Annotated in this window: 21 protein-coding genes and 1 tRNA gene; 7 read left to right on the forward strand and 15 right to left on the reverse strand. The window is 52.3% G+C overall.

The genetic code is table 11. From position 1 onward, the window contains the following. Positions 1 to 22: 22 nt before the first annotated feature. The gene (locus ACH518_RS16500) at positions 23 to 931 is read right to left on the reverse strand and encodes an IS3 family transposase (RefSeq protein WP_445373012.1); all 909 of its coding nucleotides are present in this window, start codon (positions 929 to 931) and stop codon (positions 23 to 25) included. Further along, entirely contained in the window at positions 889 to 1203 is a 315-nt protein-coding gene (locus ACH518_RS16505; protein ID WP_445370879.1) for a transposase, read from the reverse strand. The genes ACH518_RS16500 and ACH518_RS16505 overlap by 43 nt, the downstream gene beginning before the upstream one ends. 458 nt (positions 1204 to 1661) lie before the next feature. Here ACH518_RS16505 and ACH518_RS16510 point away from each other — a divergent pair, with 458 nt between their 5' ends. Then, the gene (locus tag ACH518_RS16510) at positions 1662 to 2249 is read left to right on the forward strand and encodes a PEP-CTERM sorting domain-containing protein (protein ID WP_445370880.1); all 588 of its coding nucleotides are present in this window, start codon (positions 1662 to 1664) and stop codon (positions 2247 to 2249) included. Positions 2250 to 3087: 838 nt separating this feature from the next. Further along, a complete protein-coding gene (gene csb2 / locus ACH518_RS16515; RefSeq protein WP_445370881.1) occupies positions 3088 to 3630 on the forward strand; it encodes a type I-G CRISPR-associated protein Csb2 in 543 nt (180 codons plus the stop codon). 4 nt (positions 3631 to 3634) lie between these two features. Here csb2 and ACH518_RS16520 read toward each other — a convergent pair whose 3' ends face one another. Beyond that, the gene (locus ACH518_RS16520) at positions 3635 to 3979 is read right to left on the reverse strand and encodes a type II toxin-antitoxin system PemK/MazF family toxin (protein WP_445370882.1); all 345 of its coding nucleotides are present in this window, start codon (positions 3977 to 3979) and stop codon (positions 3635 to 3637) included. Beyond that, positions 3976 to 4284, reverse strand: coding sequence for a ribbon-helix-helix protein, CopG family (locus ACH518_RS16525; protein ID WP_140912618.1), 309 nt, complete (start codon positions 4282 to 4284; stop codon positions 3976 to 3978). Before ACH518_RS16525 ends, ACH518_RS16520 begins: the two co-directional genes overlap by 4 nt. Before the next feature lie 46 nt (positions 4285 to 4330). Between ACH518_RS16525 and cas4 the strand changes: the two genes are divergently transcribed. Then, on the forward strand, positions 4331 to 5278 hold the full coding sequence (gene cas4, locus ACH518_RS16530) for a CRISPR-associated protein Cas4 (protein ID WP_445370883.1): 948 nt from the start codon (positions 4331 to 4333) through the stop codon (positions 5276 to 5278). Positions 5279 to 5370: 92 nt separating this feature from the next. Here cas4 and ACH518_RS16535 read toward each other — a convergent pair whose 3' ends face one another. The 5 genes from ACH518_RS16535 to ACH518_RS16555 are packed head-to-tail and all read right to left on the reverse strand — an operon-like array spanning position 5371 to position 14884. Beyond that, entirely contained in the window at positions 5371 to 8853 is a 3483-nt protein-coding gene (locus ACH518_RS16535) for a response regulator (RefSeq protein ID WP_445370884.1), read from the reverse strand. 19 nt (positions 8854 to 8872) lie between these two features. Continuing rightward, positions 8873 to 9409, reverse strand: a complete 537-nt coding sequence (locus ACH518_RS16540; RefSeq protein WP_140912616.1) for a YfiR family protein — start codon at positions 9407 to 9409, stop codon at positions 8873 to 8875. Continuing rightward, the gene (locus tag ACH518_RS16545; RefSeq protein WP_445370885.1) at positions 9409 to 12342 is read right to left on the reverse strand and encodes a TonB-dependent receptor domain-containing protein; all 2934 of its coding nucleotides are present in this window, start codon (positions 12340 to 12342) and stop codon (positions 9409 to 9411) included. Before ACH518_RS16545 ends, ACH518_RS16540 begins: the two co-directional genes overlap by 1 nt. Before the next feature lie 56 nt (positions 12343 to 12398). Continuing rightward, complete coding sequence (locus ACH518_RS16550; RefSeq protein WP_445370886.1) at positions 12399 to 14423, reverse strand: EAL domain-containing protein; 2025 nt, start codon at positions 14421 to 14423, stop codon at positions 12399 to 12401. Between the two features lie 44 nt (positions 14424 to 14467). Continuing rightward, a complete protein-coding gene (locus ACH518_RS16555; RefSeq protein WP_140912613.1) occupies positions 14468 to 14884 on the reverse strand; it encodes a response regulator in 417 nt (138 codons plus the stop codon). Between the two features lie 273 nt (positions 14885 to 15157). On the opposite strand from ACH518_RS16555, the gene ACH518_RS16560 reads away from it, so the two are divergent. The 4 genes from ACH518_RS16560 to ACH518_RS16575 all read left to right on the forward strand — a co-directional run bounded on the left by ACH518_RS16560 (position 15158) and on the right by ACH518_RS16575 (position 19945). Further along, positions 15158 to 15245, forward strand: a tRNA-Ser gene (locus ACH518_RS16560). Positions 15246 to 15601: 356 nt separating this feature from the next. Then, positions 15602 to 16573, forward strand: coding sequence for a glycosyltransferase (locus ACH518_RS16565; RefSeq protein ID WP_445370887.1), 972 nt, complete (start codon positions 15602 to 15604; stop codon positions 16571 to 16573). Positions 16574 to 16580: 7 nt separating this feature from the next. Beyond that, complete coding sequence (locus tag ACH518_RS16570) at positions 16581 to 17870, forward strand: putative O-glycosylation ligase, exosortase A system-associated (RefSeq protein ID WP_140912611.1); 1290 nt, start codon at positions 16581 to 16583, stop codon at positions 17868 to 17870. A gap of 2 nt (positions 17871 to 17872) precedes the next feature. Further along, positions 17873 to 19945 (forward strand): sulfatase-like hydrolase/transferase, encoded by a 2073-nt coding sequence (locus ACH518_RS16575; RefSeq protein ID WP_140912610.1) that lies wholly within the window; start codon positions 17873 to 17875, stop codon positions 19943 to 19945. A 223-nt stretch (positions 19946 to 20168) separates the two neighbouring features. Here ACH518_RS16575 and ACH518_RS16580 read toward each other — a convergent pair whose 3' ends face one another. The 6 genes from ACH518_RS16580 to ACH518_RS16605 form a co-directional block, all read right to left on the reverse strand. Further along, a complete protein-coding gene (locus ACH518_RS16580) occupies positions 20169 to 21179 on the reverse strand; it encodes an NAD-dependent epimerase (RefSeq protein WP_445370888.1) in 1011 nt (336 codons plus the stop codon). 2 nt (positions 21180 to 21181) lie between these two features. After that, positions 21182 to 22453 carry a Vi polysaccharide biosynthesis UDP-N-acetylglucosamine C-6 dehydrogenase TviB gene (gene tviB, locus ACH518_RS16585; RefSeq protein WP_445370889.1) on the reverse strand — a complete coding sequence of 424 codons (1272 nt, stop codon included), beginning with the start codon at positions 22451 to 22453 and terminating at the stop codon, positions 21182 to 21184. A gap of 42 nt (positions 22454 to 22495) precedes the next feature. Further along, positions 22496 to 23107: a TetR/AcrR family transcriptional regulator gene (locus ACH518_RS16590; RefSeq protein ID WP_278211599.1), complete on the reverse strand. Its 612-nt coding sequence runs from the start codon at positions 23105 to 23107 to the stop codon at positions 22496 to 22498. A 67-nt stretch (positions 23108 to 23174) separates the two neighbouring features. After that, entirely contained in the window at positions 23175 to 23735 is a 561-nt protein-coding gene (gene pgsA, locus ACH518_RS16595; protein WP_186289585.1) for a CDP-diacylglycerol--glycerol-3-phosphate 3-phosphatidyltransferase, read from the reverse strand. Then, positions 23725 to 25563, reverse strand: a complete 1839-nt coding sequence (uvrC, locus tag ACH518_RS16600) for an excinuclease ABC subunit UvrC (protein WP_445370890.1) — start codon at positions 25561 to 25563, stop codon at positions 23725 to 23727. Before uvrC ends, pgsA begins: the two co-directional genes overlap by 11 nt. Further along, a complete protein-coding gene (locus ACH518_RS16605; protein WP_445370891.1) occupies positions 25556 to 26203 on the reverse strand; it encodes a uracil-DNA glycosylase in 648 nt (215 codons plus the stop codon). The genes uvrC and ACH518_RS16605 overlap by 8 nt, the downstream gene beginning before the upstream one ends. Positions 26204 to 26315: the final 112 nt, after the last annotated feature.

Below are 26315 nucleotides of genomic sequence, written 5' to 3' on the forward strand. Positions count from 1 at the left end.
TCAACAAAAACCGGACACCACATCAGGCAGCGTTTCTATAAAATTCCTGCTCGAATTCAAGCGGGGATTGATAGCCCAATGTTGAGTGCGATCGGCGGCCGTTATAAAAAGCCAAATAATCGATCACGCTCAGTTTTGCCGCTTCTTGGGTTTTGAATTTTTCGTAGTTGAGTTGCTCATGCTTCAAACTGCGAAAAAATCGTTCGGTTGGGGAGTTGTCCCAACAGTTGCCTTTGCGGCTCATGCTTTGTTGCATCTTCATCACCGCCAAATGTTGACGGTATTCACGACTCGCATACTGACTGCCACGATCCGAGTGATGCAGCAAGCCGGGTGGCGGTTTACGGCGCCAGAAGGCCATTTGCAAGGCCCGTGCGCAGAGCGAGGTGCGCATGTGATCGTCAATCGCCCAGCCCACGACTTGGCGGGAAAACAGATCGATCACTACCGCGACATAAAGCCAACCTTGCAGGGTCCATACGTAGGTAATATCGGTCGTCCATACTTGATTGGGCTTAGCCACTTGGAATTGCCGATCCAGCCGGTTGGGCGAAATGGCCTCGTTATGATGACTGTCGGTCGTGGCTTTAAATCGCTTGGGATAGCGAACCTGTAATTTTAAATCTCGCATGATGCGGCGCATTTTAAAGCGCCCAACGGTAAAGCCTTGTTTTTGCAACCGATCCGCTAAACGACGCGAACCAAAGCACTGCTTATTGTCGATGAAAATCTGCCTCGCCTTTTCGGCAACACTTTGATCTTGTTGATCTTTGTCGCGTTCTTGCGGGGCTTTTAACCATTCATAATACGCACTGGTGCTCACCTGCATCACTCGACAGAGCACGGTCACTGGATACGTCTTCTGTTGCGCCTGAATAAACCCGTACTTTATTCGGCTTCTTTCGCAAAGAAGACGGCGGCCTTTTTTAATATCTCACGCTCCATTCGCAACTGTTCATTTTCCTTGCGCAAGCGAATCAGTTCATCGTGATCCCCCAAACTCAAGCTTGGCTTTTTCGTCGACGAGCCCTTGGTAGACGGCTTGCTCTCCGCTCGAACCCAGCGCCCCAGGGCGCTTAATGATATGCCCAGATGATCGGCGGCTTGTTGCTGGCTGTAGCCTTTTTCAAGAACCAGCTTGGCGGCATCTTGCTTAAATTCCAGACTGTATTTGGGCCGTTTGTGTTTTTGCTCGTTTGTCATGGTCACCTCTGCTGACAGTATAAAGTCTGCCTTTTGAAGTGTCCGGGTTCATTAAACCATTTCAATATCATTCTTTAAACCGGACAGGATAAATCAGCCGGTATCTCAATATAGTCAAACCAATATGAATAAATATATCAGCGACTAAAGCGCTGTTTTCTACTTCGGTTCTGGTTGATTTTTTATCCCTTGAATTGAACTTATGCGCATGACTTAGGAATAGGATAGGGCAAAAATGAGACGTTTCAGCCTAACTATAAACAACCCAAATTCAGCGAAAAATACTTGATCACGTGAGCCAAAAATCCATCAAGATACAAACGATATAAGGCAATATGTACCCGGCTCTAAACATGACTCATTTGTAATAAGTGATTTACATCACAAGTATATAAAAATACGGCACGGTAATTGCTGTTTTAATTGTTACATAAACCATAAGCCCTTTAGGAGTTTAAATGAAGACCACGAAGATTAAAACCATATTACGATATGTAGCCATAACCGCTTTATCATTGTTATCAACTGCGGTCAACTCAGCTGCGTATAGGTTTGATTGGAATTACAACGGACGTACTACGACAGGGTTTTTCACCGGCACTGAAAACGGAAATTTGATTACCAACACTACTCTGAGTTCATTATTATTAGACAACACGGTTATAGCCCCGATTGGTGGAGTTTGGTATTCGTCAAGCTTCGATTCATCCAATCAACCGACAACGCTTAACGGACAGCTGTCGTTCGATGGTGAAGAAAATAATGTAATATTCTCAAATACTGATTATCCGACGAATGCCAACAGATTGCAGTGGTTCGCGTCATTTTCTACATCAACGTACACAAACCAAAGAGGGCTAGCATCCACAGAGCTAGTTATCCTACCGACATTCATCATAAACGACACGAATTTCGACTACCCAGTGGCACCAGACGTAACCGGCTGGAGCGTCACTCGTGTTGGTCAAGTTCCCGAGCCCAGCGTGTTGTTGTTGATTGCGTCAGGCCTTGCAAGTCTGCGTTGCTTCCGTAGACGTTTGCTGTAATCCCGTTCAACCCCGCCTGACACCACCTCAGCCAACTTTGAACGTATTGCCCCAGGATCAAAGCCAACTCCTCGGAGTTGGCTTTGTTTGAGCGCTGTTGCTCATAAAGCCGGTGCCATCGTTCAACGTGTCGGCTGACGGTCTTGGTCGCCAGTGTCAATGGCTGCCGCGAAAAGTGGTAGCCTAAAAAATCAAAACCGCGCTCTATCTTGCCGATAAAGGTTTTATTGGGATACGTGATCGGCCACCCGTCAAGTGCTGACAGACTCCTTAAGTGCAAAACCTTTTCATAAACCAGTACTTTAATTTTTACAAAGTGTCAGGTCTTTTTACAGTATTTTAGCGGTCAATGTGGGTCCTTAAATTAAGTCTTTAGACTTAAAAAGCTATTTAAATAAATGTATTGCAACAGCTTAGTGCTTATGCGTACATTTTTTCAATAGAATCCATCTGTCAAAAAATTTTACACTTTGCTGCTTTTTGCTAAATTTTGCCAGGGCTGGACAGGACTTAACCCACGATGTTGACTTGAGTGCCATTTTTTGACACTGCATGACCGTGTTGGAATCTTTAGCGGTTAAACCTCGCACCACATCGTTCGCGATCTGCGCGGGAGCCCCGGGTTCTATCAATCATTGGATTTCCATGCCTAAAACCGGACACCCAATAGCGCGCAGGATGCCCTAAAACTTGAAATTGGAAAATGACCTCGAATGGCAGGTAATGGCCGATCTTGTATGTCAATTGCTAAAAAATTTTGAAATTTGAACGGCAGGTTTCGAGATTAACTCCCTTTAAATTTATCCAGCCTCATCCATATAATTTTGGCGGTATCGTTGTGGGCGAAGTTTACATGCCGCAAGCCAATCCGGACGGATTGCTCGATCATGTGCTGATTCACGTCCCGGCCGGTATCGACGACGACATGTGCCGGTTTTTAGGTGCGTTAAAAACGCTTAAAGGCTTTGACGGCCGGGAATGGCGCTTGATGTTGGAGCATATCGGCCAGCGCAACGACTTCGAAAGCGTCTCGCCTATCGTCCAGACCGCCAGCGTTTGGCAGTCGCAAACGCCGTATCTGCACCCGTGGCATTGCAAAAAAGACTTTGACGTACCGGCACAGATTCGGCGGGAATGTCGGGAGCGCAAATTACCGGAACCGATAGAAATTCCGCCCATACCGACCATTAAGCCGCACGGCCGCGAACTACGCCCGATCGACTTTCATCGCTTTAGAAGCAAAAGAGGCCTAGTGCAGCCGGATACCCGGGGCTCGTTCTGGCAACTGACGTTCGCCGAACCACTTACCGGCTCGCTGGCATTGGGCTTTGGCTGCCATTTTGGTTTGGGTTTGTTTACGCCAGTAGATACAGATGGATAAAAGCTCACCACAACCCCATAAGCCCCCGCAAACTCTTCTCCACCGCCGCCAGTTCCTCGGCGGTGACGGTGGCGAGTGGGCCTTCGCCGAAGCGGGAGCGGTCGATGGCTCGAAGTTGTTCGACCATGAGGTAACTGTCGGCTTTCAGCCGGCCTTGCGGTGCAATCGGTATCCGCAGCGGCGCCAAGCTTGGCCGAAACTGGCTGGTCAACGGCACCACCACAATCGTGGGCAGGCCGCCGGTAATCATCGCGTTGTCCTGCAACACCAGCACCGGCCTGATCTTGCCGATTTCGGCGCCCTTGTCGGGATTCAGATTGGCGTTCCACACTTCGCCGCGCTTCATCATTCCCACCATTTTTCGTCGGGGTCGATACCGGCGGCGCGCTCTTCGGCAATCAAACGGTCCAGGCCATCGTCCGCCGCGTCGAAATCTGCGGCAATTTGTAGCGCTTCCGCCCTGGCTTGCGGATCGTTGGCCAAGGCGCGTGCCGCTTCCACCATTTCCGCCATAAACCGCTCCCGCTCGCGGCGGGCCAGGTATTCGGTGATCGCCAAGCGGGCGATTTCCGATTGGCTTTTGCCTTCCAGTTGGGCTTCGGCTTTGAGATTGGCTTCCACGTCGTCGGGTAAACGCAGGCTGATGGCAGGCATGGCGGACTCCAGGTAATACACTGATGATGACGAATTGTATTACAAAATGACTGACAACGAACGCCCGCCCATCCAATTGGAATTGCCTTTGCCCTTCCCGGAATTGTCCGGCGACATGCCCTTGCTGCCAGCGCGGATGATCAACGAATACCAGTACTGCCCGCGTTTGGCCTATCTGGAGTGGGTGCAAGGCGAATGGGCGGCGTCGGCGGACACTGTGGAAGGCGACCATGCCCACCGCCGGGTGGACAAGCCGTCCAAAAGTTTTCCGGAAGCCGACGAACTGGACGACACCGAAAAACTGCACGGTCGTTCGATTACCCTGTCCTCCAACCGCTTGGGGCTGATCGCCAAACTGGACTTGATCGAAGCCGAGGACGGCGTGGTCACACCGATCGATTACAAGCGCGGCAAGCGTCCGCATGTGGCGCGCGGCGCTTACGACCCGGAGCGGGTGCAACTCTGCGTGCAGGCCATGGTGTTGCGCGAACACGGCTACGTCTGCGAGGAAGGCGCGCTGTATTACGTGCAAAGCCGGGAACGGGTGCGGGTGGTGTTCGACGACGAACTGCAGCAACTCACCGCCAACGCCATCAACGGCCTGCGCCTGATCGCCGCCGGTGGCCACATTCCCGATCCGCTGCGGGACAGCCCGAAATGCTCCGGTTGCTCGCTGGTAGGTATTTGTTTGCCGGACGAAGTCAATTACCTGCGCCACGCCGACTTGGAGCCCCGGCCGCTGGCGGTGATGCGCGACGAAGCCCTGCCGGTTTACGTGCAGGCCTACAAAGCCAAGATCGGCAAAAAAGGCGAGGAACTGGAGATCAGCATCGACGACGAGAAAGTCCAGACCGCGCGGCTGGTGGATGTTTCCCAAGTCGTAGTGATGGGCAACGTCTACATCACCACGCCGTGTTTGCAAGACTTGATGAAGCGCGAGATTCCGGTCAGTTGGCAGGCAGCATTCCCCGGCCTCCCGCCGGGGCCTCATTGAAACATTTCGATTTAAAGGGGATGCAAACCTGCAAGCGGGCTAGCGATTTCGGCGACACGGTTTCATCTTGCCTACCCCAGCGGAATAGACGGCTAGCCCTGCCCTATCAGCAGGCGCAATTCGGCCAATTGGATTTGGGCGTCGTCGATTGCGAATCGGTCCAGCTTATTGCCAATTTCGGCGACCGCATCGCGGTAGCGGTTGTCGGTAAGGCTGCGGCGTAGTTGTTCCATCAAATCTTCCGCAGCGCCCAGATCGTGTTCCAAGGCGTGCGCCAGCTTTTCCAATACCGCAGCAACATCGGCCGGCGGTGTGGCTGCGCCGCTGTCCGCCACCGGGCCGGCAGTGCCGGTTGCCGCGAGCTTGGCAATTTCCGCCAGCAAATCGGCCAGCAAGGTTTCCATGCGTTGCAGTTCTGCCAAGTCGGGGCGCTGGTGTTGTTTCAATTGCTTGTCGATTTCGGCGGCCGCGTCGAACAAGGCCGCTGCGGCCAGATTACCGCTGACGCCTTTCAGGGCGTGACAACGTTCTTCGGCGGCTTTCAATTGGTCGGCGTCGATCAGGCCGCGAATTTCGGCTACCGTACCGGAATAGTGCGCGGCAAAACGATGTAGTTGTTTACGATAGGCGTCGGTGTTTCCGCCGATGCGGCGGATGCCCTGGGCAGCGTCCACTGCCGCCAAGGCCGCCAAATCGGCCGGGAGTTCCGCTGCCGGAATTTCGCTGCCGACGGCGACGCGTTGCGGCAACTCCACCCAGGTTGCCAGCGCAGACAGCAGCCGCTCCGGGTCGATCGGTTTGGTTATGTGGTCGTTCATTCCGGCCTCCAAGCTTTTTTCCACATCGCGCGCCATCGCATGGGCTGTCATTGCAATGATAGGGACTTTGGCGTAACGCCGGTCTCCGGTCAATTCCGCCAGCTCCCGAATTCGGCGGCTGGCCTGCAAGCCGTCCAGCACCGGCATCTGGATGTCCATCAATACCGCATCGTAGTTCTGCTGCTGCACCATGATCACCGCCTCTTCCCCGTTCACCGCTTCATCGACTTGCATGGCGTGGCTGCGCAACAATTCCGAGGCGAATTCGCGGTTGATTTCGTTGTCTTCGACCAACAGCAGGCGAATGCCCTGCAATTGGCGGGCATCGCCGGCAGCCCCGGTTCCAAGCTGTTTGAACTTGTCGGCCATGGCTTGCACCCGGCCGCGGCCCAATGCCGATAAAATCGCGTCCAGCAGCGACGACGGCGATACCGGCTTGACCAAAAAACCGTCGATACCGGCGCGGCCGGCGGCATGCATCACGTCTTCGCTGCCGTAGGCTGTGACCATGATCACTTTCGGTTGCTGAGCCAAATCGGTATCGTCCCGAATCCGGCGGATGGCTTCGTCGCCGTTCATGCCGGGCATTTTCCAGTCCATCAATACCACGTCGTAAGGTTCGACGCCGGCTTGATGGATCCGATTCAGCGCGGCAGCGGCGCTGGCGGCGCAATCGATCCGCAGATGAAACGGCCGCAGCATGTCGGAGATGATTTCCCGCGAGGCGGCATTGTCGTCGACGACCAAGACCCGTACGTCCGCCAACAATGCACCGATGCTGCGTTCCATTGCCTGCTGGCGGGCCAGTGTTTCGCCGGCCACGCCCATTCGCACGGTAAAACAGAAGGTGGTGCCTCGGCCCGGCTCCGAATGTTCGATCCAAATCCGGCCGTGCATCATTTCCACCAGGGTTTTGCAAATAGCCAAACCCAGGCCGGTGCCGCCAAAACGGCGGCTGGTGCCTTGGTCGGCTTGGGTAAACTCCTTGAATAGTTTGTCTTTGTCGGCGGCAGACATGCCGATGCCGGTATCGCGCACCGAAATCCGCAAGTCTAGGGTTTCTTCGGTCTTGGCCGTACAGTAAAACGCCAATTCCAATTCGCCGGCGTCGGTGAATTTCAGGGCATTGCCGCAGAGGTTGGTCAAAATCTGACCAAAGCGCAACGGGTCGCCAACCAGCACCGGCGGGATTTGCGGGTCGTGCCGAATCAAAAACTCGATGCCTTTCAGGCCGGCTTGATAACCGATCATGTCGGCCAGTTGCTCGACCACACTATCGAAGCGGAACTCGATACATTCCAGCACCATCTTGCCGGCCTCGATTTTCGAGAAATCCAGAATGTCGTTCAAAATGCCCAACAGCGCCCGGGCCGAGCTATGCGCCTTGGCTAAATAATTGCGTTGCGACGCATTCAAATCGGTTTGTAGCGCCAAATGCAGCATACCCAGGACGCCGTTCATCGGGGTGCGGATCTCGTGCGACATGTTGGCCAGAAACTGGCTTTTGGTTTGAGTCGCCGATTCGGCGGCGTCGCGGGCCTCCTTCAATGCCGCTTCTGCCTGGATTCGCAAAGTGACGTCTTCATAGGTACTGACAAAGCCGCCGTCCGCTATCGGACCGCCGGCAATTTCGATCACGCGGCCGTCCAGCCGGGTACCGGTGAAGCGGTGCGGCCGGAAGTGCCTGACCTCATGGAAAAACTCGCCCAAGGCGCCGTCGGGATTTTCGAAGCGCAAGGCTGCGTCCGCCGAATCGAAGCGGACAAACTCGGCGTAGTCCCGCCCGGCCTGCAACATCGCCGCCGGATAACCGCGCACTTCACTGAGTTTGCTATTCCAGACCAGCAATTTCAGATCGGCATCGAACGCAATCAGTCCCTGCGACATGCTGTCCAGGACCGTGGCCAGCATCACGCTGTTGTGCGCCAACTTGGCGTTGGTGTCGGCCAGTTCCGCGGTGCGCGCCTCGACCCGTTCTTCCAGGACTTCGTTAATACCCGCCAATTGTTTTTCGTTGTCGGCCAACTGGCGGTTGGCGGCCAGCAATTCCCGGTCGCGCGCCTCAATGGTGGCGATCATGGTGTTGAATGCGCGGTTCAAGGCGCCGAATTCGTCGTCGCTGTCCACCTCCGCACGCAGGGTATAGTTTTTTTCGCTGTTGATGGTTTCGACCGTTTTTTTCAGTCGCATCAACGGTTCCGAAACCACCCGCTGCAAGCGGGACGCCAGTATCAGGGCGATGGTCGCCGACAAAGCGATGATCGCCGCAGCCGCCAATAGAAACTTGCGCCACAAGCCGATCAGTTCGTCCAGGCTGGCTTTGATCCAGACTTTACCTAGAGTCCGGCCATCCCAAACGATGTCTTCGCCGACATTGCTGTAGCGATCGTATACCACGACGCCATCGTCGCCCAGCAGCCCCGGATACAGCGGCGGGCACGCCTCGTCGCGGCGGTATTCGGCAAACAAATGATCGCTCTGGTCGTAAATGCAGGCGGAGACAATGCTGCTTTTTACGCTGAGCGCGGCCAGGGTGCCGGAGGCGACGGCGCTGTCGTTGAAAGTCAGCGCCACCGTGCTGCGGTTGGCGACAATCCGTGCCAGGGATTGTATATCGCGGTCCATATCGGATTTGACGCGGATATGTTCGTAAGCGATGAAGCCGGCTCCGGCCAGCACTAACGCCACGCAACTGGTGGCTAACATGATTAGCACCAGTTTGGTCTTGATGTTCATATCGCGTTTGATATCGGTCATGGCAAGACTCTCGCGCTCATCAGCGGACAATACGGGCTATTTCCATCAGCATAGCGTTGATTTTCAATTGGGCTTTTTGGGCAGCATCCGGATTGACGCTGAGCTTGACTTGCCCGTTCTCGTGGTAAAAACCGATGGCACCGCCCCGCTCGGCAAAACCGTCGGCATCGCTGACCGTCAACACCGGATTGCCGCCAACCTCGCGCATCAATGCCGGCAATTCCGCAACCGTGCGCTCGACATACAAGATCTGACATACGTGCGGATCGTCGACTCCCGACCAGATTTGCAACAGCCGGCCTTTGGTATCGCGGCTGGCCAAATCGCTCAAGACGTTGACGACCGCTTCCGAACCGACCACGCAAATGTGCAACGCATCGCCGGCCGATGCCGGCCACTCGACAAACTTGGTGAAGTTATACAGGTAATTTGCCTTGGTCCGGACCTCGGCCAATTCGTCGGCAAAGCCGGTCAGGGTGGCGAAGCCGAGTGCCAAGCCCAGCACTCGCGCCGCCCGGCTGCCGTATCGCGCAGTTATCGAAGCGAAACCGGACATCAAAACTCCAACCGCGCAGTCAGTTTCAGCGTTAAGCCGGGGCCGGCCAAGTTACCCAGCGGCGAGCCGAAATTGGCCGAGGCGAAATCCGAGTTAAACGCCGCATAGTTTTTGAAATCGAACAGATTCAAAACGTCCAGCCGCAACTTCATCCGGGTGTCGCGCGGGGTATCGAAACTTTTGATCAACGCCACATCGACCTGGCGGTAACCCCACCAATTGCCCGGAAAAATAAAGTCCTCGCCGCGCGGAGTGAAAGTATCCAAGCGGCAAGCGCCGCCGGTGCAATTGATGCCGGAACGGGTCTCGGGGGTGGCCAGGGTTAACTTGGTGGAGAATATCAAATCCCACGGCAAATCCACACTGCCGCTGGCGACGATTTTATGTTTGCGCACCCCGGCAGTGTCCAGCCAGCCGACACCATGGGTGTTGGGATACTCGAACAGATAACTGCTGTTGTCGACAAAGGACTGTGGTTTATTCTCTTCCGAATCGGTAAAGGTATAGGCAAAGGTCATGCCCCAGCCGCTGTCCTTGCGGTAGGGCTTTTCGGCTTTCAGAAAGATCGAATTGGTTTTGGTCTGCACCCCGTTATCGAACAATATCACTTGGCCGTAGCCCGGTAATGCCTGAAAAGTGCCGCCGAAAGCCGATCCCGGCGTGAAAAAGCTGCCGTCGGCATTGCGGCCGCCCAACAGCCCGACCAGACCGTTGTAGCTGACCACGTGCGAGAACGCGATTTCGGCGAACCAGTCGCCGATCCGGTTGCGCATGCCCAGGCTGAATTGGTCGGAGAACGGGGTTTTCAGGTTGTTGCGGACTAAATTGATTTCGCGGCTGGTCCCCGGAACGGCGCCGGTCAGCGCCGTCAACTGCGCCGGCGAGTAATTCAGATACGCAGGGTTCCAGGGAATGCAGTCCGCCGCCGCAGCGCAATCGTAGTTCGGGTCGCCCAGAAAATTGACGCTGTAGCCGGGATAAGTGCCTTTGGTCTGTTCCAGTTGCAAAACGTCGTAAATATTGCGGTCGTAGGCCCTGGCAAAGCCGCCGAACACAATGTGGCGCTGGTCGGCCAGCAAGTCGTAGGCAAAACCCAGGCGCGGCGCGAAATTGTTGCTGTCCGCGCTACGGTTGTCGCCGCTGCTGATGAAATTTTCGATGTCGTAACCGGCGTTGGCTTTCGCAATGTTGCTCCAGTTGCGCAACGCACCGGCGACGTCGGCCGGCGTCACGAAATTCAGATAACCCGGGTTGTACTCGTAGTCCCAGCGCAGGCCCAAATTCAAACTCAAATGCTTGTCGACCTGCCAGTCGTCCTGCAGATAAACCCCGAACTGGGTAACATCGCTGGCAGTACTGCCGTCGCCGGCGCCGGCCAGCGCCGACGCCCAGCGCACCCGGTAAGGATTGCCGGCCGGGTTGTTCAGGTTAAAACTGAACTGCGGGTGATACGGATCGCGTTCCAGCGCGCTGAGTTCGATCTGTTTCAGTTTGACGCCGAGTTTGGCGACGTGGTCGCCGTACCAGTGTAAGTTGCTAAAGGTCAAATCGTCTTGCAAGCCTGGTCCGATCTGGCCCTTCTGCTGATAGTTGGTAGAGCCGCCGGCATTCAGCACGGCACGGCTGGACAAGGTATTTGCCAGCAGGCTGCCGTCTAAGCGTTGCAGCACTATGCCCGGCGAATTTTCCGCCGGCGTTTGCTGCCAATTGGCGTCTTCGTAGGTAAAACGGGCTTCGTTGACCCAATGTTCGGCCCGGTACTGGTATTTGAAATCCAGGCGTTTCTCGCTGTTGCCTTTTTCCAGCGCGTAAGGCTGCGTATTAATGCCGCCGATTCCCAACGACTCGGTCTCGTCGCGGAATTTGAATGTGGCTTCGATCAAATGCCGGGTACCGATCGCCCAATCCAGTTTCCCGAAAAACAAGTCTTGTTCGAACGGCCGGTTGAATTCGCCCAACAAAGGCTGGTAAGCGGCTGGAACCGGGCCGCGGTCCCCTGCGGCGACATTGGCGAAATCGTCGTTGACCTTGCGCTCGTAGGCCATGAAGTAATGCGCCACGTCCTTGACGATAGGTCCGCTCAAGGTCACGCCATACTGCGCCTGTTCGGTATCGCGCTTGCCGGTAAGCTGTTCGCTGGGGGTGGCGGCCCGTAAATCCTGGTTGGTATGGTCGTAAAAGGCCTCTCCCTGAAACCTATTGCCGCCGGATTTGGTTTGAACCGAGACCGCTGCGGCGGCGACTTGGTCGAACTCGGCTTTATAGTTCTGGCTGATTACCTTGTATTCGGCCACCGCCGATTCCGGAAACACGTTGCCCTTACTGGAATCCTGGCCGGCCACGCCGCCTCGCACTACGTAGTTTTTCTGGCTGACGCCGTCGATGAACAGGTTGACGCTGTCCGGCCGCTGCCCGCCGCTTTGCAAACGGGTGGCGCCGTCCTCGCCGTTGACGACATTGACGCCGGGGGCCAGGTCGGCGTAATTCAGGAAATTGCGGTTGACTTGCGGCAAACGCTGCATTTGCTCCGGCGTCAGATAAGTCGCCAGTTCCGACGAATTATGTTCGGCCGGATTGCCGGCGGCAGCTGCGCTTTCCGGATCGAGCGAAATGTCGAGTAAGGCGGTCTGGCCGACCTGTAAGGTCAACTCCTGTGAGGTCTGCCGTCCATCCGGTGCCTGCACCGAAAGCCGGTAACGGCCGGGTTTTAACGCCATCAGCACATAGGAGCCGTCATCGCGGGAAAAGGTGCGGGTCGAGAAGCCGCGTTGCAAGCTGGTGACGATGATTTGAGCCCCGGCCGGGCTAATGCCAGCGCCGGGCAGCACTTGGCCGCGAATCATGGCCGCGCTGACGTCGGCATGGCTGGCCGTCGAAGCGATCAGCCCGTAACAGGTTAGTGCGATGGTTAACCGGGGCGTTTTTCGATGCATTCCTTGTTCCGGTTTGAGTGCCCGCAGCCGCCGTTCAGGCCCCGAGAGTTTGCGGTTTAATCGGCATCTTGCGCCGATAGGGGCTTGGGCAGCGGTTTGCCCAAGTAATAGCCCTGGGAAAAATCGAAACCGAGCTGCTTGGCCTTGAGTTGAATGTCGGCGCTGCCGACGTATTCGGCCACGGTACGCATGCCTAAACGGCGCGCCGCATCGACGATAACTTGAGCAATGGTTTCCGAATCCGGATCGTCGATGATACTCATGATGATAGAGCCGTCTATTTTCAAATAGTCGATTTTCAAGCGCAGCAAGTGCACGAAATTGGAGTAGCCGCTGCCGAAGTCATCGATTGCGAATTTACAGCCGTAGGTTTTCATCCGGTCGACGAACAGGCGTATTTCTTCGTAATTTTCGATACCCTCGGTTTCGGTAATTTCCAATACAATCCGCGGACCGACACCGGGCTGAGACAGTTTTTGGTCGATGAAGGCCACGGTGTTACTGTCCAGAATGTCTTCCACCGTCAAGTTGATCGCGACTTCGCCGCTGCACTGGTCCAAAATGGCTACGGCCTGTTCGAAGATCGCTTTGGTCAACGCCGCGTATTGCCTGGACAGTTTGGCCGCCCGCAAAAAGGTCGGCGCAATAACCTCGCCGTCCTCGTCTATCATCCGCATCAAGGCCTCGTGCTTGCAGACCTGTCCGCTGACATTATCGACAATCGGTTGAAAAAACGGCACGATGCGGCCGTCGGTCAACGCGCGCCGGATCTTCTGGCTCCAGCGGATGTTGTCTTTGTAATGCGATTTAATCTCCATCTGGTCGGTGTACACCAAATAATCGCGCCGCTCTATCCGCGCCCGCTCCAAGGCCAAAGCGGCATGAGTGTAAGTGTTGTCCCGACCGAAACAGATGCCGGCTGTGACGCGGATATTGATTTTGTCGTCGCCGCAATCGACGGCCACCGATTCCAACTGATTGAGTATGGTGGCAATCAAGCTTTCGAAGCCGGCCGCGTCGCCCTGCTTTTCGGAAAACAGGGCGAATAAATCGCCGCCGATCCGGTAGGCCGAGGCACGCCCCGCCGTCATTTTTTGCAAGCGGGCGCCAATTTCGAGCAACACTTTGTCGCCGTTGCACAAACCGTAGAAATCGTTAATCGCTTTGAACTGGTCGATGTTAATCATGCCGAGCATCGCCCGGCTGGAGGCCTTGCCCAAATCCTGCATGAGCTTGACCCGGTTCGGCAAGCCGGTCAACGCATCGGTGGTCTGTTGCCGGATCAGCTCTTCCTGCTTGATCAGGTAGGTGACATTAACGCTGGTCGAGATGAATTCGCGAATGCTGCCGTCGGCATTCAGAATCGGCACGATGGTGTTGTTGACGTAAACCTCCTCGCCCGATTTGCTTAAATTGCAAAAAGTACCGCGCCATATGGCGCCGGACAGGATGGTGCTCCATAACTCGCGAATCAAGCCAGGGGGCGTACTCGGGTCGGCGATCACCCGGTGAGTTTTGCCGATCAACTCCTCGCGCGAGTAGCCGTAGGTTTCGACGAAGGCATCATTGACGTAAGTGATCACGCCTTGCGGATCGGTTCTGGAAACGATATTGGAGACGTCGGCGGCGTGCTTGTATTCGTTTAGCCGCTCGACCCGACCTTCCAACACCTTGCGCAAACGGCCGAGTTCGAGGTGGGTTTTGACTCTGGCGCGGACCTCGTCGATATCGAACGGTTTGGTGATGAAATCGGCGGCACCCAAGGAAAAACCGCGAATTTTTTCGCCGGATGCGTCGACGATCGTCACGAACAGGATCGGAATGTTGCAGGTCTTGGGACTGCTTTTCAGCCACTTGCAAACTTCGTAGCCATCCATTCCGGGCATTTTCACGTCCAGTAGTACCAGATCCGGCGGCGTCGGCCCTTGTGCCAACTCCACCGCTTTGGGACCGTCGGTCGCAACCAGAATACTGTAGTCGTCTTTCAACGCTTCGAGGAGACCGTGGATGTTTTCGGGTAAATCGTCTACAACCAAAATGGTGGGCCTAGCGCTAGGCACTGCACAGTCGTCTCTGCTCATTGGTGTAATCGGCGTGGGGGATGTTGTGGGCTAAAATTCCCTAATTATAGTCGCCCATAACGTTTCCGATAGGCGGCCAGCTCCAAGTGTACTTCAACCCGGGCCATCAAGATTTCCGGCACTACCGGCTTAGTCACGTAATCCACGGCACCGAGCGCGAACCCGCGGCCCGCTTCCTGGGCTTCGGCGGCGGCCGTCACGAAAATCACCGGAATGCCAGCGGTACCCGGTTGGCTCCGCAGGCGTCGCAACACTTCGTAACCGTCCATTTCCGGCATCATGATGTCCAGCAATATCAAATCTGGCGGCGGCACGTGGCCGGCGATCTCCAGAGCTTTACTGCCACTGGTCGCCGCTTGGATCGCATATTTTCCACGCAGAATATTCAGTAGCGTATGCAGGTTTTCGTGAACATCGTCGACAATCAAAATTCGGGGCTTATCGGGATTGGTATCGATCATGAGCAGTAAGGAAGTCAATGCGAAGCGATATACCGCTGATCTTTAAGCGACATAATTACAAAACAAGGTTAGCCAATGTTCCGCCGCACCGCAATTGGGAGCCTCTCGTCAACGCTGAGTCGAGACCGAATCTCGTAACGCCGGCAACCCGGCAGTGACAGGAACACACTCCTCGATTGCAATTGCCCGCCTTATGAATTATTCTATTGAGCTTAAGTCAGCAAGCTGCATGCCAACGTACTACATTAGCACGCCATGACTGACCGAGATTTTGGAGAGATGGCCGAGCGGTCGAAGGCGCACGCCTGGAAAGTGTGTATACGGAAACGTATCGAGGGTTCGAATCCCTCTTTCTCCGCCAAACTTTGATCCGACCCCGGATCGGACCCTTTAAAAACCCGCAAACCGCATGGTTTCGCGGGTTTTTTATTGTGGCATCGCTATCAGCCGGCTGAATCCAGTAAAGCTGCGCGCATCAAACTCGCATTGTGCATCTAAATACGCCTAAGCAGCAGCACATTAGCCAACGCCAGTCCATCGAAACGTTTGTTTTGTCTACAATGTTATGCGGCTGCGCACCTTACAGCCGGATCATACGCTTGACTTTAGCGTAGCGCTCGCCAGCATGACGCTACACTTTGCCATTTATTTTCAATACATTGACGGAAACGCAAATCCGTTTTTAAACAGAATCGGACTCTATCCATCATCAGAAACATGAACCATCTTCAACCTGCCAAAAGAGTCACGTACGCATTTTGCACGTATAACAGGGCGGGCAGGTTAGCTAAATTGCTATCAGCAATCCGCTCGCAAACCTGCCCGGCGCCATTCGAGATATTGGTAGTAAACAATAACAGTTCCGACCAAACGACAGAGGTGTTAGAGGAATTGTCCGCGCTACCCGGAATCCGGTTACGCTGGGTGACCGAACCGGAACCCGGTATAGTTGCAGCCAGGAACCGTTGTCTGAATGAGGCGATCGACTCGGATATAATGGTATTCATCGATGACGACGAGATTCCGCAACCCGGTTTGCTCGAAGCCGCTTACGATGCCATCGTCAACGAGGGCGCAGACTGCGCCGGCGGAAGAGTCGTTGTCGACTTCGCCGACCTAAACCGGCCTGAATGGCTAAAAGACGAATTGTTGGGCTTTCTGGCTGAGACTGATTATGGGGATGAGCCGTTTTGGATCAGTGACAAGCAAACTCCGCTTTGGACGGCAAATATCGCTTACAACATGCGCCTTTTTCGCGACAATCCACATCTGCGGTTTGACAAACGCTACGATCGGGTCGGAAAGGCGGTTGGTGGCGGAGAAGACGTCATCATGTTTGATGCTTTACTAGCCGCAGACTGTCGGATTCGATATCGTCCGGATATGGTCGTACTTCATTCAGTGGAAGCGTGGCGATTAAAACGCCGATATTTTTTAAAACTACATTTTGTATCGGGATACAAGAACGCGTATAACCAAACAACCGAATTCCCGCGCAGTTATTTCGGCATACCTCCTTTTTTAATTTTTAAAACAATCAAGTTATTTTCGATTTGGCTAACGTCCGCATTAAAAAGCCGGGAGATTAACATTAGAAAACTGATGAATTTCACCCACTCCAGCGGTTTGATATTCGGTTATTTCAAGCGATGGCAACAAACCAAATTAGATTCAGATAATCAGTCTTGAGAAAATCGTGCGCGACATTGTTGTTCTTATATTTTTAACAGCCTGCATAATCGCTGCACTAAAAAAGCCGTGGTGGGGCGCTCTTTCTTTAGCCATATTCAGCTACTTGAACCCGCATGCCTACGCCTGGGGATTTGTCCGTTCGCTACCGGTATATTACGTACTGTTTCTCGTCGTCACTGTCAGTACCATTGCGACAAAAGATAAACAGCCAATACCGAAAGATTGGCGCATTCCTGCCTTCCTATTTCTTTGGGTTTATTTTATTTTCACGACCACGCAGGCCCCGCTACAAGATATTGCATGGACCAAGTTTTGGTTTATTTGCAAAATATTTATACCTTTTTACTTTACCTGGGTATTAATTAATACTAGAGAAAAACTTTATTATTTGATTTCCACCATAGGCGCATCAATTGGCGTTGTAGCCGTTAAAGGCGGTATTTTCGCCATCGTTACCGCATTCGGCCACCGGGTTTATGGCCCACCCAATACTCAATTCGAAGATAACAATTTGTTCGCGGTAGCCATGCTGATGGCCATACCGCTATTATTAGTCTGGGAAAAGGAATTGACCAAGAAATGGCTTAAAACCGGCATCTTGTTATCCGTTCCGATTATTTATGCTGCTTCGTTATCTTCTTGGTCGCGCGGCGCCCTTTTGACCATGATCGCCTTGACGTTAATATTAATTTCAAATAGTAAGCGTAAATTCATGACGATACCCATCGTGATTGTTGGAATCATAGCGGTAATACCGGCTATGCCCGAGGAATGGTTCGGACGCATGCATACTTTGGAAACCTACGAAGAAGACTTATCCGCGATGTCTCGAATCGAAGCCTGGACCGACGGCTGGAACTACGCATTGAGCCACCCATTCACCGGTGCCGGATTCGACGGCTGGATCCATGTCACCATGCGGGACTGGCATAGCTCCTATATAGAGATGCTTGCCGAACACGGCTTTGTCGCATTTGGAGTCTGGTTATCGATGGTCCTGGGTAGCGTTATAAGCTTGACGAGTCTAATACGGCAGGCAAAACGGATTGAAGGGATGGACTGGGTTGTCCATTACAGCTCCATGGTTAGAGCGTCGATTATTTGTTATATGGTGGGTACTGCATTTCTTGGCCTATCGTATTGGGACTTGATCTATCATTTAATATTTATATCGGTATTAATAAAACAATTTGCGCTTCGAGACTTTTCCGAGAAAGAAAAATTCGCTGCCGAACAGCTTAGAACGAACAAAAAGCCAGCCATAGACCGAGCCTTAAACTCAACCATTGATTAGAGATGGAAAAAACACTAATATCGCTCTATAGTAGTTCCATTATTGCTTTCTGCTTTGCCCTTACCGTTATAATTCTCGCGCTCTGTAATTACTCAAGAACCGGACCGGGCATACAGCGAGAAATAGAAAAAAGATTTGGCTACTATCTTTTATACGCCATTGCCAGACTGATTTTTTGGCTATTTATCATATTCTTTCTAACATCACTACCAGGTACCGTAGCCGTTTATACTCTTTCGAGAACCTCCACTCTGATAGACTTTAATTTTGTTAGCAATCTGATGGGCTGCATCTTTTCCAGCACAATCATCACGCTTTATTTTTTTTTACACCAACTACTGTATAACCCGGGAAGCATTCAACTGTCTTTCCAATATCGATTTTCGCGACTATTCTTTCTGTGGAAGCTTTTATCTCCCAATTTAATTAAATTTTGCAAAAATTTTCTGTTGGCGTTTTTTGTTTCAGGTTGGATATCTGCGTTTTATTTTTCAACCGCTGAAGGCGAACTGTCATTTTTAATTTATATAGCGGGGTTAGCCGCTTTATATACATACATTCACTGTGCAGCTAGCGAAAAAGAACCGGCCGTAATTCAGTCGACCAAACAAAATAAAATGAACGTTGTCATGATAGGGGCCGACACGTTACGTTGCGATCGTATCGGCGGCAACGGTTATCCACGGAATCTGACACCCAACATAGACAAATTACGCTCTCAAGGCGTCAGCCTAAAAACTTGTATTACACCTCTCGCCAGAACCGCCCCCAGCCTGACTTCGCTGCTCACCGGCCTCTGGCCGCAAAATCACCGCATACGCGATAACTATCCGTCCGAATCGGATTGCAAATTGCCCCAACCCTCATTAATTGATTTGCTCAATCAACACGGCTACCTGACAGCCGCCATATCCGATTGGTGTGGTGCCGATTTTGCAAAACTGAGTTTTAATTTTTCGGAACTCTCTGTAGCCGAAGACCAATGGAATATTAAACTATTACTAAGGCAAGGCTCTTCTTTGATTAGAAACGTTTTGTCTTTATTTACCAAAAATCCGCTCGGAAAACGTTTTCTACCGGAGTTCTATTACTTGGCCGGCTCGCCTTTAACCCGCCAAATGGGACGCGAGTGTAGAAACTATCTAAAGCGTTGCGGCCAAAAATCGCAACCTTTTTTCATTAACTTATTTACGTCGGCCACCCACGTTCCCTTCAATTCGGAATATCCTTATTACAATTTATTTACACCGGCGGATTACAAAGGCGAATCGCGGTTTATTATGACCAGACTGGCATCCGCCGAAGAAATTATTGAAAAACAAGAAAAAAACGCCGATTTTTTCGATATCCAACAAATCAATAATTTATACGACAGTTGTGTAAAACAATTCGACGACGAAGTTGGCAGGATAGTGGATTATATCGAGCATTCGGGTTTGGCCGACAATACGATAATAATTATTTACAGCGACCATGGCGCCGACTTCTTCGAAACCGGGTGCTGGGGACAGGGAAATACGTTAGTCGGCAACGACCCGAGCGGCCGGATTCCTTTGATAATCAAAGGCCCTGGCGTTCCGAGCGGCATTGATTTTACATCGGTCACGCGCTCTATTGACGTGATGCCGACCTTACTGGAACTGTTGGACCTGCCGGTGCCGGCCAACATCGACGGTATCAGTTTGGTGCCCTATCTCGAAACCCGGACGTCTCCGGAACTTTTCGCATACCAAGAAACCGGAGTCTGGCTGGGACGAATTCCCGGATTACATCCACGGCAGATTTTTTATCCGAATATCGTCGAGTTATTGGATATCCCTAATAAAAAAACCGGGACGCTGGTAATCAATGAGCAACTTTATCCTACCGTCATCCAGGCCAAAAACAGGTCTATCCAAAATCACAAGTGGAAACTGATTTACATTCCAACCTACGACGGCCCCGTTTACCAACTTTATGACTTAGAAAACGATCCTTATCGCGATGTTACGGATCAATTCCCGCTGATATTTGCAGAGTTGAAATTACTGCTGGATGCACACATTGCAAACGATTCGTTAATCGCTGCTCATTGATCTCGCTCAAGCGTAGTACTCTGCGAAAATGGGCGACTTTATAGAGGCTCGACACTCACTTGCCGAGTGCCAATAATCGAAAATATTAAGTACCGACCGGCATCCACAAATTTTGCCGAACTGGAAGTGTTTGCCGACAAAGGATTCATCCGAGCCGCCAGATTTGTAGTTCCGACCATAAAGCATGCCGGAACTCAAGTTACCGCTATACGTTTGAAAAGCCTCAGCGGGAACGATAGTAGTCCAAATACCATTCAACAAAGCGCTGTATGCCCTGCTCTATGCTGGTATTGGGTTTGTAGCCGACATCGCTCACCAAGGCTTCGACATCAGCGTAAGTGTCGGGGACATCGCCGGGTTGCAACGGCAACAACTCTTTCTCCGCCGTTTTGCCCAAAAACCGCTCCAGCGTCTCGATGTAGGCCATCAGCTCCACCGGATTTTGGTTGCCGATATTGTAAACGCGCCACGGCGCTTTACTTGTACCAGGATCCGGATTCGATCCGTCCCAGTTGAGATTGGCCTGCGCGTTATGATCCAAGGTGCGCATGACGCCTTCGACGATATCGTCTATGTAGGTGAAGTCTCGCCGATGTTTACCGTAGTTAAATACCTTGATTTTTTCACCCGCCAAAATGGCTTTGGTGAATAGGAACAACGCCATGTCTGGCCGCCCCCAAGGCCCGTAAACGGTGAAGAAGCGCAATCCGGTAGTTGGAAGCTGATACAGATTACTGTAGGTATGCGCCATTAATTCATTTGCCTTTTTTGAGGCGGCATACAGGCTTAATGGATGGTCGACATTGTCATGCACTGAAAACGGCATCCACTCGTTAGCACCGTAAACCGAACTACTCGAGGCATAAACCAGATGTTCGACCTTATGGTGTCGACAACCTTCCAAGATATTGATAAAGCCGACAATATTGCTATCAATATAGGCATGGGGATTTTCCAACGAATAGCGTACCCCCGCCTGAGCCGCTAAATTGACGACTTTTTGCGGTTGGTACTTCTTGAAAACCGCGTCCATTCCGGCCCGGTCGGCAATATCCAACCTTATATCGGTAAACCCGGAATGATTTTTGATTCTATCCAAACGGCTGAGTTTGAGATTCACGTCATAATAGTCGTTGAGGTTATCGATGCCGATAACTTCGTCACCGCGTTCCAACAACTTAACAGCCAAATGGTTACCGATAAAACCGGCTGTGCCGGTCACCATAATTCTCATGTTTACAACCTTGCGTCGGTTTGATCGGCCGGAAATAAATATTTCAGATCGTAGACTATCGCCTGCGGCGTACCAAGAGCTCTGATCGCGGAGATCGGCATTTGCCGGAACTGATCGTGGGCTACCGCCAGGATGATTGCATCGTATTTGCCCTTATCGGGCTGCTGGACTGGAGAAATACCGTATTCGTGCCGAGCTTCATCAGCGTCGACCCAAGGGTCGTAAATGTCGACATTGACGCCGTAAGTCTGCAATTCGGCCACAATATCCACTACTCGGGTATTGCGAATATCCGGGCAGTTTTCCTTAAACGTCAAACCCATGATCAGTACGTTGGCTTCCTGAACGTGAATCCGTTTTTTTAGCATCAACTTGACCAGTTGCGACACCACGTATACGCCCATACCGTCGTTAATACGCCGGCCGGACAGGATGACTTCCGGGTTGTAACCGATCGCTTGGGCCTTGTGGGTCAGATAATAAGGATCCACGCCAATGCAATGACCGCCAACCAAGCCGGGTCTGAACGGCAAAAAATTCCATTTGGTACCGGCTGCCAGCAAGACTTCCTCGGTATCGATACCCAATTTATTGAAGATTAAGGCCAGTTCGTTAATTAAAGCAATATTGACGTCGCGCTGAGTGTTTTCGATGACCTTGGCGGCTTCGGCCACTTTAATGCTGCTGGCTTTATGGGTTCCCGCAGTGATAATACTCTTATAGAGGGCGTCGACTTTTTCGGCAATTTCCGGGGTCGAGCCGGAAGTCACCTTCAAAATATTTGTCACCCGATGCAGTTTGTCTCCAGGATTAATCCGCTCGGGGCTATAGCCGACGAAGAAATCCTGGTTGAATTTCAATCCGGAAACCCGTTCCAGTATCGGCACGCAGACTTCTTCAGTCGCCCCCGGGTAGACCGTCGACTCGTAAACGACGATATCGCCTGGTTTGACGACCTTGCCGAGCAAATCGCTCGCTTTCTGCAGAGGCGTTAAATCGGGTTGCTTATGTTCGTTGATCGGGGTGGGAACCGTGACAATGTAAACCGAACAATCGGCGATATCCTGCAAATCCGCGCTGTAAGTCAGTCTAGTGGCTGCCGCCAGTTCCTCTCCGCTAACTTCAAGAGTATGATCTCGCCCGGCGCGCAATTCCTCGATACGGTGCCGATTGATATCGAAACCGACCGTCGGATACTTCCGACCAAACTCCACTGCCAACGGCAATCCGACATAGCCCAGACCAATCATGCCAATCTTAACGTTGTCCAACATCAACTAAATCCTCCACTACCGCACTGGTACTTTTTGAGTTCGCTATTTCTTGGCGATACAACCCCACGCCATCAACCAGGCTTGAGAAAGGTAACTATCGGCCGCTTTAGGAAGCCCCCCTTTCAAGACCATTTCCAAAGTATGATTGATGATGCCAAAAAAGTAAGTGTAGGCGAGTAACGGATCAATGGCCTTAATTTCGCCGTCTTTGACACCGTTCTGAAAAATGCGCTTGATTTTGACAAACGCCGCCGTATCCAATAAAGGTTTCGGTTCGGACAGAAACTCATCGCTGTTTACAAACAACAGGAACTGCACCACTTCCGGCGCGTCGTCGGTTAAACGGAATAATAAGTCTACTATTTCCCGCAGTTGTTCCGCCGCTTTACGGTTACGACGGCGAATATCGTCGACCGATATGCTCAGACTATCGAGAATATTCTCGTGTAAAGTCTGAGCGATCGCTTGTTTGGTTTTGAAAAACTGGTTGATACCGCTATTGGTTTTAATGCCCAGGGCATTCTTAATATCGGTCAACGAAGTATTGAAATAGCCTTTTTCAGCAAATAGTTTCAATGCCGCTTGCAATACTTCGTCCTGACTGACCGTTTTTTTCTGCTCAATCTCTGATGTCGATTCTAATTCTTGTTCCATGCTCTTTTATACAGCTTTACCTGCTGTTTACTCTCTGTTATTGCAGTATTAATACCGCTTTATTATTTTATTCGCTAATGGTGGAAAACGCCGCCACCAGGTAATTGACCATCGACCACAACGTCAATATTGCCGACAAGTATAATAGCCAATAACCTATCGAGTTGATCGGCAGACCGAACAAGTCTTCCCGGTACAACAACAAACTGACCGCGGTCATTTGTGCCGTGGTTTTCCATTTTCCCAATAACGACACCTTAACCTTGGCGCGTTGACCGATTTCCGCCATCCATTCTCTTAACGAGGCTATGGCAATCTCCCGGCCGATGATAACGGCTGCCGGTACCGCCAGGAAAGGATTACCTTGCTCCTGCACAATCAACACCAGAACGATCGCCACCATCAATTTATCGGCCACCGGATCCAAAAAGGCGCCGAAAGCCGTTTGCATATTCATTTTTCTGGCCAAGTAACCGTCCAACCAATCGGTAACGCCGGCTATCAAAAAAATCAGCGTGCAGGCGATATTCGAATACTGCCAAGGTAAATAAAACACAATGGCCAGCAACGGGATCAATGCAATCCTCAGCAAAGTCAAGTAAGTCGGAATTGTGAATCTAATGGCCATCTTGGTGGTGAAACGTATCGTAAATCCGCTGTGCTAATTGTCGGCTAATGCCATCTATACTGGCCAAAGCGTCCACGCCTGCACTGGACACTCCCTGCAAACCGCCGAACTGTTTCAGCAGAACCTGTCTTCTTTTCGGCCCCAGTCCGGCGATATCCTCCAATACCGATTGCTTATTGACTTTACCGCGCCGCTGTCTATGGCCGGTTATAGCAAAACGATGCGCCTCATCGCGAATCTGCTGAATCAACAGCAAAGCCGACGCTCCCGGCGTTACGTCCAATGGCTGTTGATTACCGACCAGAATAATTTTTTCCATGCCGGCTTTGCGATCGGGCCCTTTGGCAACCCCAACTATCATAACATCGTTTATCTCCAATTCGGCCAAAGCCTTTTCCGCTTCAGCGACCTGGCCTTTACCGCCGTCGATAAACAAAATATCCGGTGCCCGATGTTCGCCTTGCTTCAAGCGCTTGAAGCGTCGGGAAACGGCTTGATAGATCGCAGCATAATCGTCGCCCGGCGCAATGCCTTCGATATTGAAGCGGCGGTAATCGCTCTTCACCGGCCCATCCCGATCGAACACCACGCACGACGCAACGGTCTGCTCGCCTTGAGTATGACTAATATCGAAACACTCCAACCGGCTCGGGATCAGATCGCAACCCAATTCCTGTTGCAAACTGGCGAATCGGCCAAACAATCCTTGTTTATCCGCCAAGCGGGCGCTCAACGCATTTTCGGCATTGGTAACGGCCATCTGCAGCCATTTCAGACGTTCCCCGCGCACATTGCTCGAGATCGCCACCGCGTGCTTGGCCTGCTCGGCCAAGACCTCGGCGACCAAGGCTGATTCCGGCAAGGCGTGGCTTACGATCAACTCCTGCGGCACGGTTTTTTCCAAATAATATTGGGCGATAAAGGCCTGCAATATTTCCTCCGGCTGGCTTTCTTCCAACATCTTCGGAAAAAACTGGCGATTACCCAAGTGCTGGCCGTTGCGAATGTAAAATACCTGCACGCAGGCCATGCCGGTTTTTGCGGCGCAGGCGACAATATCGACGTCGCCGCGTTCGCCCTCCACGCATTGTTTCTCCAGCACCGCTCGCAATCTGGCGATCTGATCCCGGTAAATCGCTGCTTGCTCGAACTCCAGTTCTGCGGCGGCAACCTCCATTTTGGCAACCAAGCGATCGATCAACAATCCGCCCTTCCCCTCCAAAAACAATATCGTGTTTTCAACATCGGCGGTATATTGCACTGTGCTGACCAAGCCGACGCAAGGCGCTGTGCAACGTTCGATCTGGTATTGCAAACATGGCCGGGAGCGGGCGCTGTAATAAGAATCCTCGCATTGCCGGACCGGGAATATTTTCTGCAGTAACTTCAAGGTTTCCTTAACCGCGCTGGCGCTCGGATAAGGCCCGAAATATCGGCCGCGCCGTTTCTTGGCGCCTCGGTGAAACGTCAGCTGCGGAAAATCGTGAAAACTGGAGATAAAAACGTAGGGATACGATTTGTCGTCGCGCAAACTTATGTTGTAACGCGGTTTGTACCGCTTGATCTGCTGGCTTTCCAGCAGCAAAGCTTCGCCCTCGGTATGAGTAACGGTGACCTCGATCCCCGCCACTTTAGCCACCATGGCCTGCTGCTTGGGTGAAGCGGCGTTGGTCCTGAAATAACTCGACACCCGGTTCTTCAGATTCTTGGCCTTGCCGATGTAAATGATCTCGCCTGCCGCGTCCAGCATTTTGTATATGCCTGGACGCTGGGTCAGCGTTTTGATGAACGCCTTGGCATCAAAGCCGGCCGGGTCGGTATCAGTCACGGCCAATCAGCAACGAACGAACGGTGGAGAACACTTCGGCCAGCATTGTCGGGCTTAAACGCTTGGTCTGCACATTGTAGCGGCTGCAATGATAGGAACTGACCAAGGTGTTGCCATCCGGCAATTGAAATAGCGAATGATGACCGAATTTGGCAGCGTTGCTTTTCAAGCCATAAGCACGCAGTACGGCTTGGTGGGCGATATTACCCAAAGCCAAAATCACCGAGCGCTCAGGCAAGGCCTGGATTTCCACTGCCAGATAGTGATTACACCGTTTTATTTCATCGCCGGTGGGTTTATTTTGCGGCGGCAGACACTTGACGGCATTGGTGATCCGGCAGTCGGCCAAGACCAGTCCGTCGTTCAACGCGGCAGACTCCGCCTGATTGCTAAAACCGTGATCGTATAACGCTTGATAAAGCAGCAAGCCGGCATAGTCCCCGGTGAAGGGCCGACCGCTGGCATTGGCACCGTGCATTCCCGGCGCCAAACCGACAATCAGCAGTGTCGCTTCCGGATCTCCGAAAGGCGCAACCGGCAAGGCATGGTAATCGGGGTATTTACGTTTGACATCATCGAGAAACCCCGCCAAACGCGGACAATCCCGGCAATCCTGATTAAAGAAATTAGAAGGTAACATGACACAGACAAAGTAAGACTGCGTTGATTTTACCCGACCCGACAAAATCCTGCCGCGGCTACGGCAAAATCCGGCCGTTTAATTAAGCGTTTGGCACAGGGGACCACAGGTA

This window comes from Methylomonas sp. HW2-6 (assembly GCF_052474525.1).

Excerpts from the sequence above, each read along its gene's own strand:
- ACH518_RS16545 (WP_445370885.1), bottom strand. The coding sequence starts at position 12,342 with ATGCATCGAAAAACGCCCCGGTTAACCATCGCACTAACCTGTTACGGG.
- ACH518_RS16535 (WP_445370884.1), bottom strand. The coding sequence starts at position 8,853 with ATGACCGATATCAAACGCGATATGAACATCAAGACCAAACTGGTGCTA.
- ACH518_RS16525 (WP_140912618.1), bottom strand. The coding sequence starts at position 4,284 with ATGCCTGCCATCAGCCTGCGTTTACCCGACGACGTGGAAGCCAATCTC.
- ACH518_RS16550 (WP_445370886.1), bottom strand. The coding sequence starts at position 14,423 with ATGAGCAGAGACGACTGTGCAGTGCCTAGCGCTAGGCCCACCATTTTG.
- pgsA (WP_186289585.1), bottom strand. The coding sequence starts at position 23,735 with ATGGCCATTAGATTCACAATTCCGACTTACTTGACTTTGCTGAGGATT.
- ACH518_RS16605 (WP_445370891.1), bottom strand. The coding sequence starts at position 26,203 with ATGTTACCTTCTAATTTCTTTAATCAGGATTGCCGGGATTGTCCGCGT.
- cas4 (WP_445370883.1), top strand. The coding sequence starts at position 4,331 with ATGACTGACAACGAACGCCCGCCCATCCAATTGGAATTGCCTTTGCCC.
- ACH518_RS16510 (WP_445370880.1), top strand. The coding sequence starts at position 1,662 with ATGAAGACCACGAAGATTAAAACCATATTACGATATGTAGCCATAACC.
- ACH518_RS16540 (WP_140912616.1), bottom strand. The coding sequence starts at position 9,409 with ATGTCCGGTTTCGCTTCGATAACTGCGCGATACGGCAGCCGGGCGGCG.
- ACH518_RS16555 (WP_140912613.1), bottom strand. The coding sequence starts at position 14,884 with ATGATCGATACCAATCCCGATAAGCCCCGAATTTTGATTGTCGACGAT.
- ACH518_RS16590 (WP_278211599.1), bottom strand. The coding sequence starts at position 23,107 with ATGGAACAAGAATTAGAATCGACATCAGAGATTGAGCAGAAAAAAACG.
- ACH518_RS16505 (WP_445370879.1), bottom strand. The coding sequence starts at position 1,203 with ATGACAAACGAGCAAAAACACAAACGGCCCAAATACAGTCTGGAATTT.
- tviB (WP_445370889.1), bottom strand. The coding sequence starts at position 22,453 with ATGTTGGACAACGTTAAGATTGGCATGATTGGTCTGGGCTATGTCGGA.
- ACH518_RS16565 (WP_445370887.1), top strand. The coding sequence starts at position 15,602 with ATGAACCATCTTCAACCTGCCAAAAGAGTCACGTACGCATTTTGCACG.
- ACH518_RS16520 (WP_445370882.1), bottom strand. The coding sequence starts at position 3,979 with ATGATGAAGCGCGGCGAAGTGTGGAACGCCAATCTGAATCCCGACAAG.
- ACH518_RS16575 (WP_140912610.1), top strand. The coding sequence starts at position 17,873 with ATGGAAAAAACACTAATATCGCTCTATAGTAGTTCCATTATTGCTTTC.
- ACH518_RS16580 (WP_445370888.1), bottom strand. The coding sequence starts at position 21,179 with ATGAGAATTATGGTGACCGGCACAGCCGGTTTTATCGGTAACCATTTG.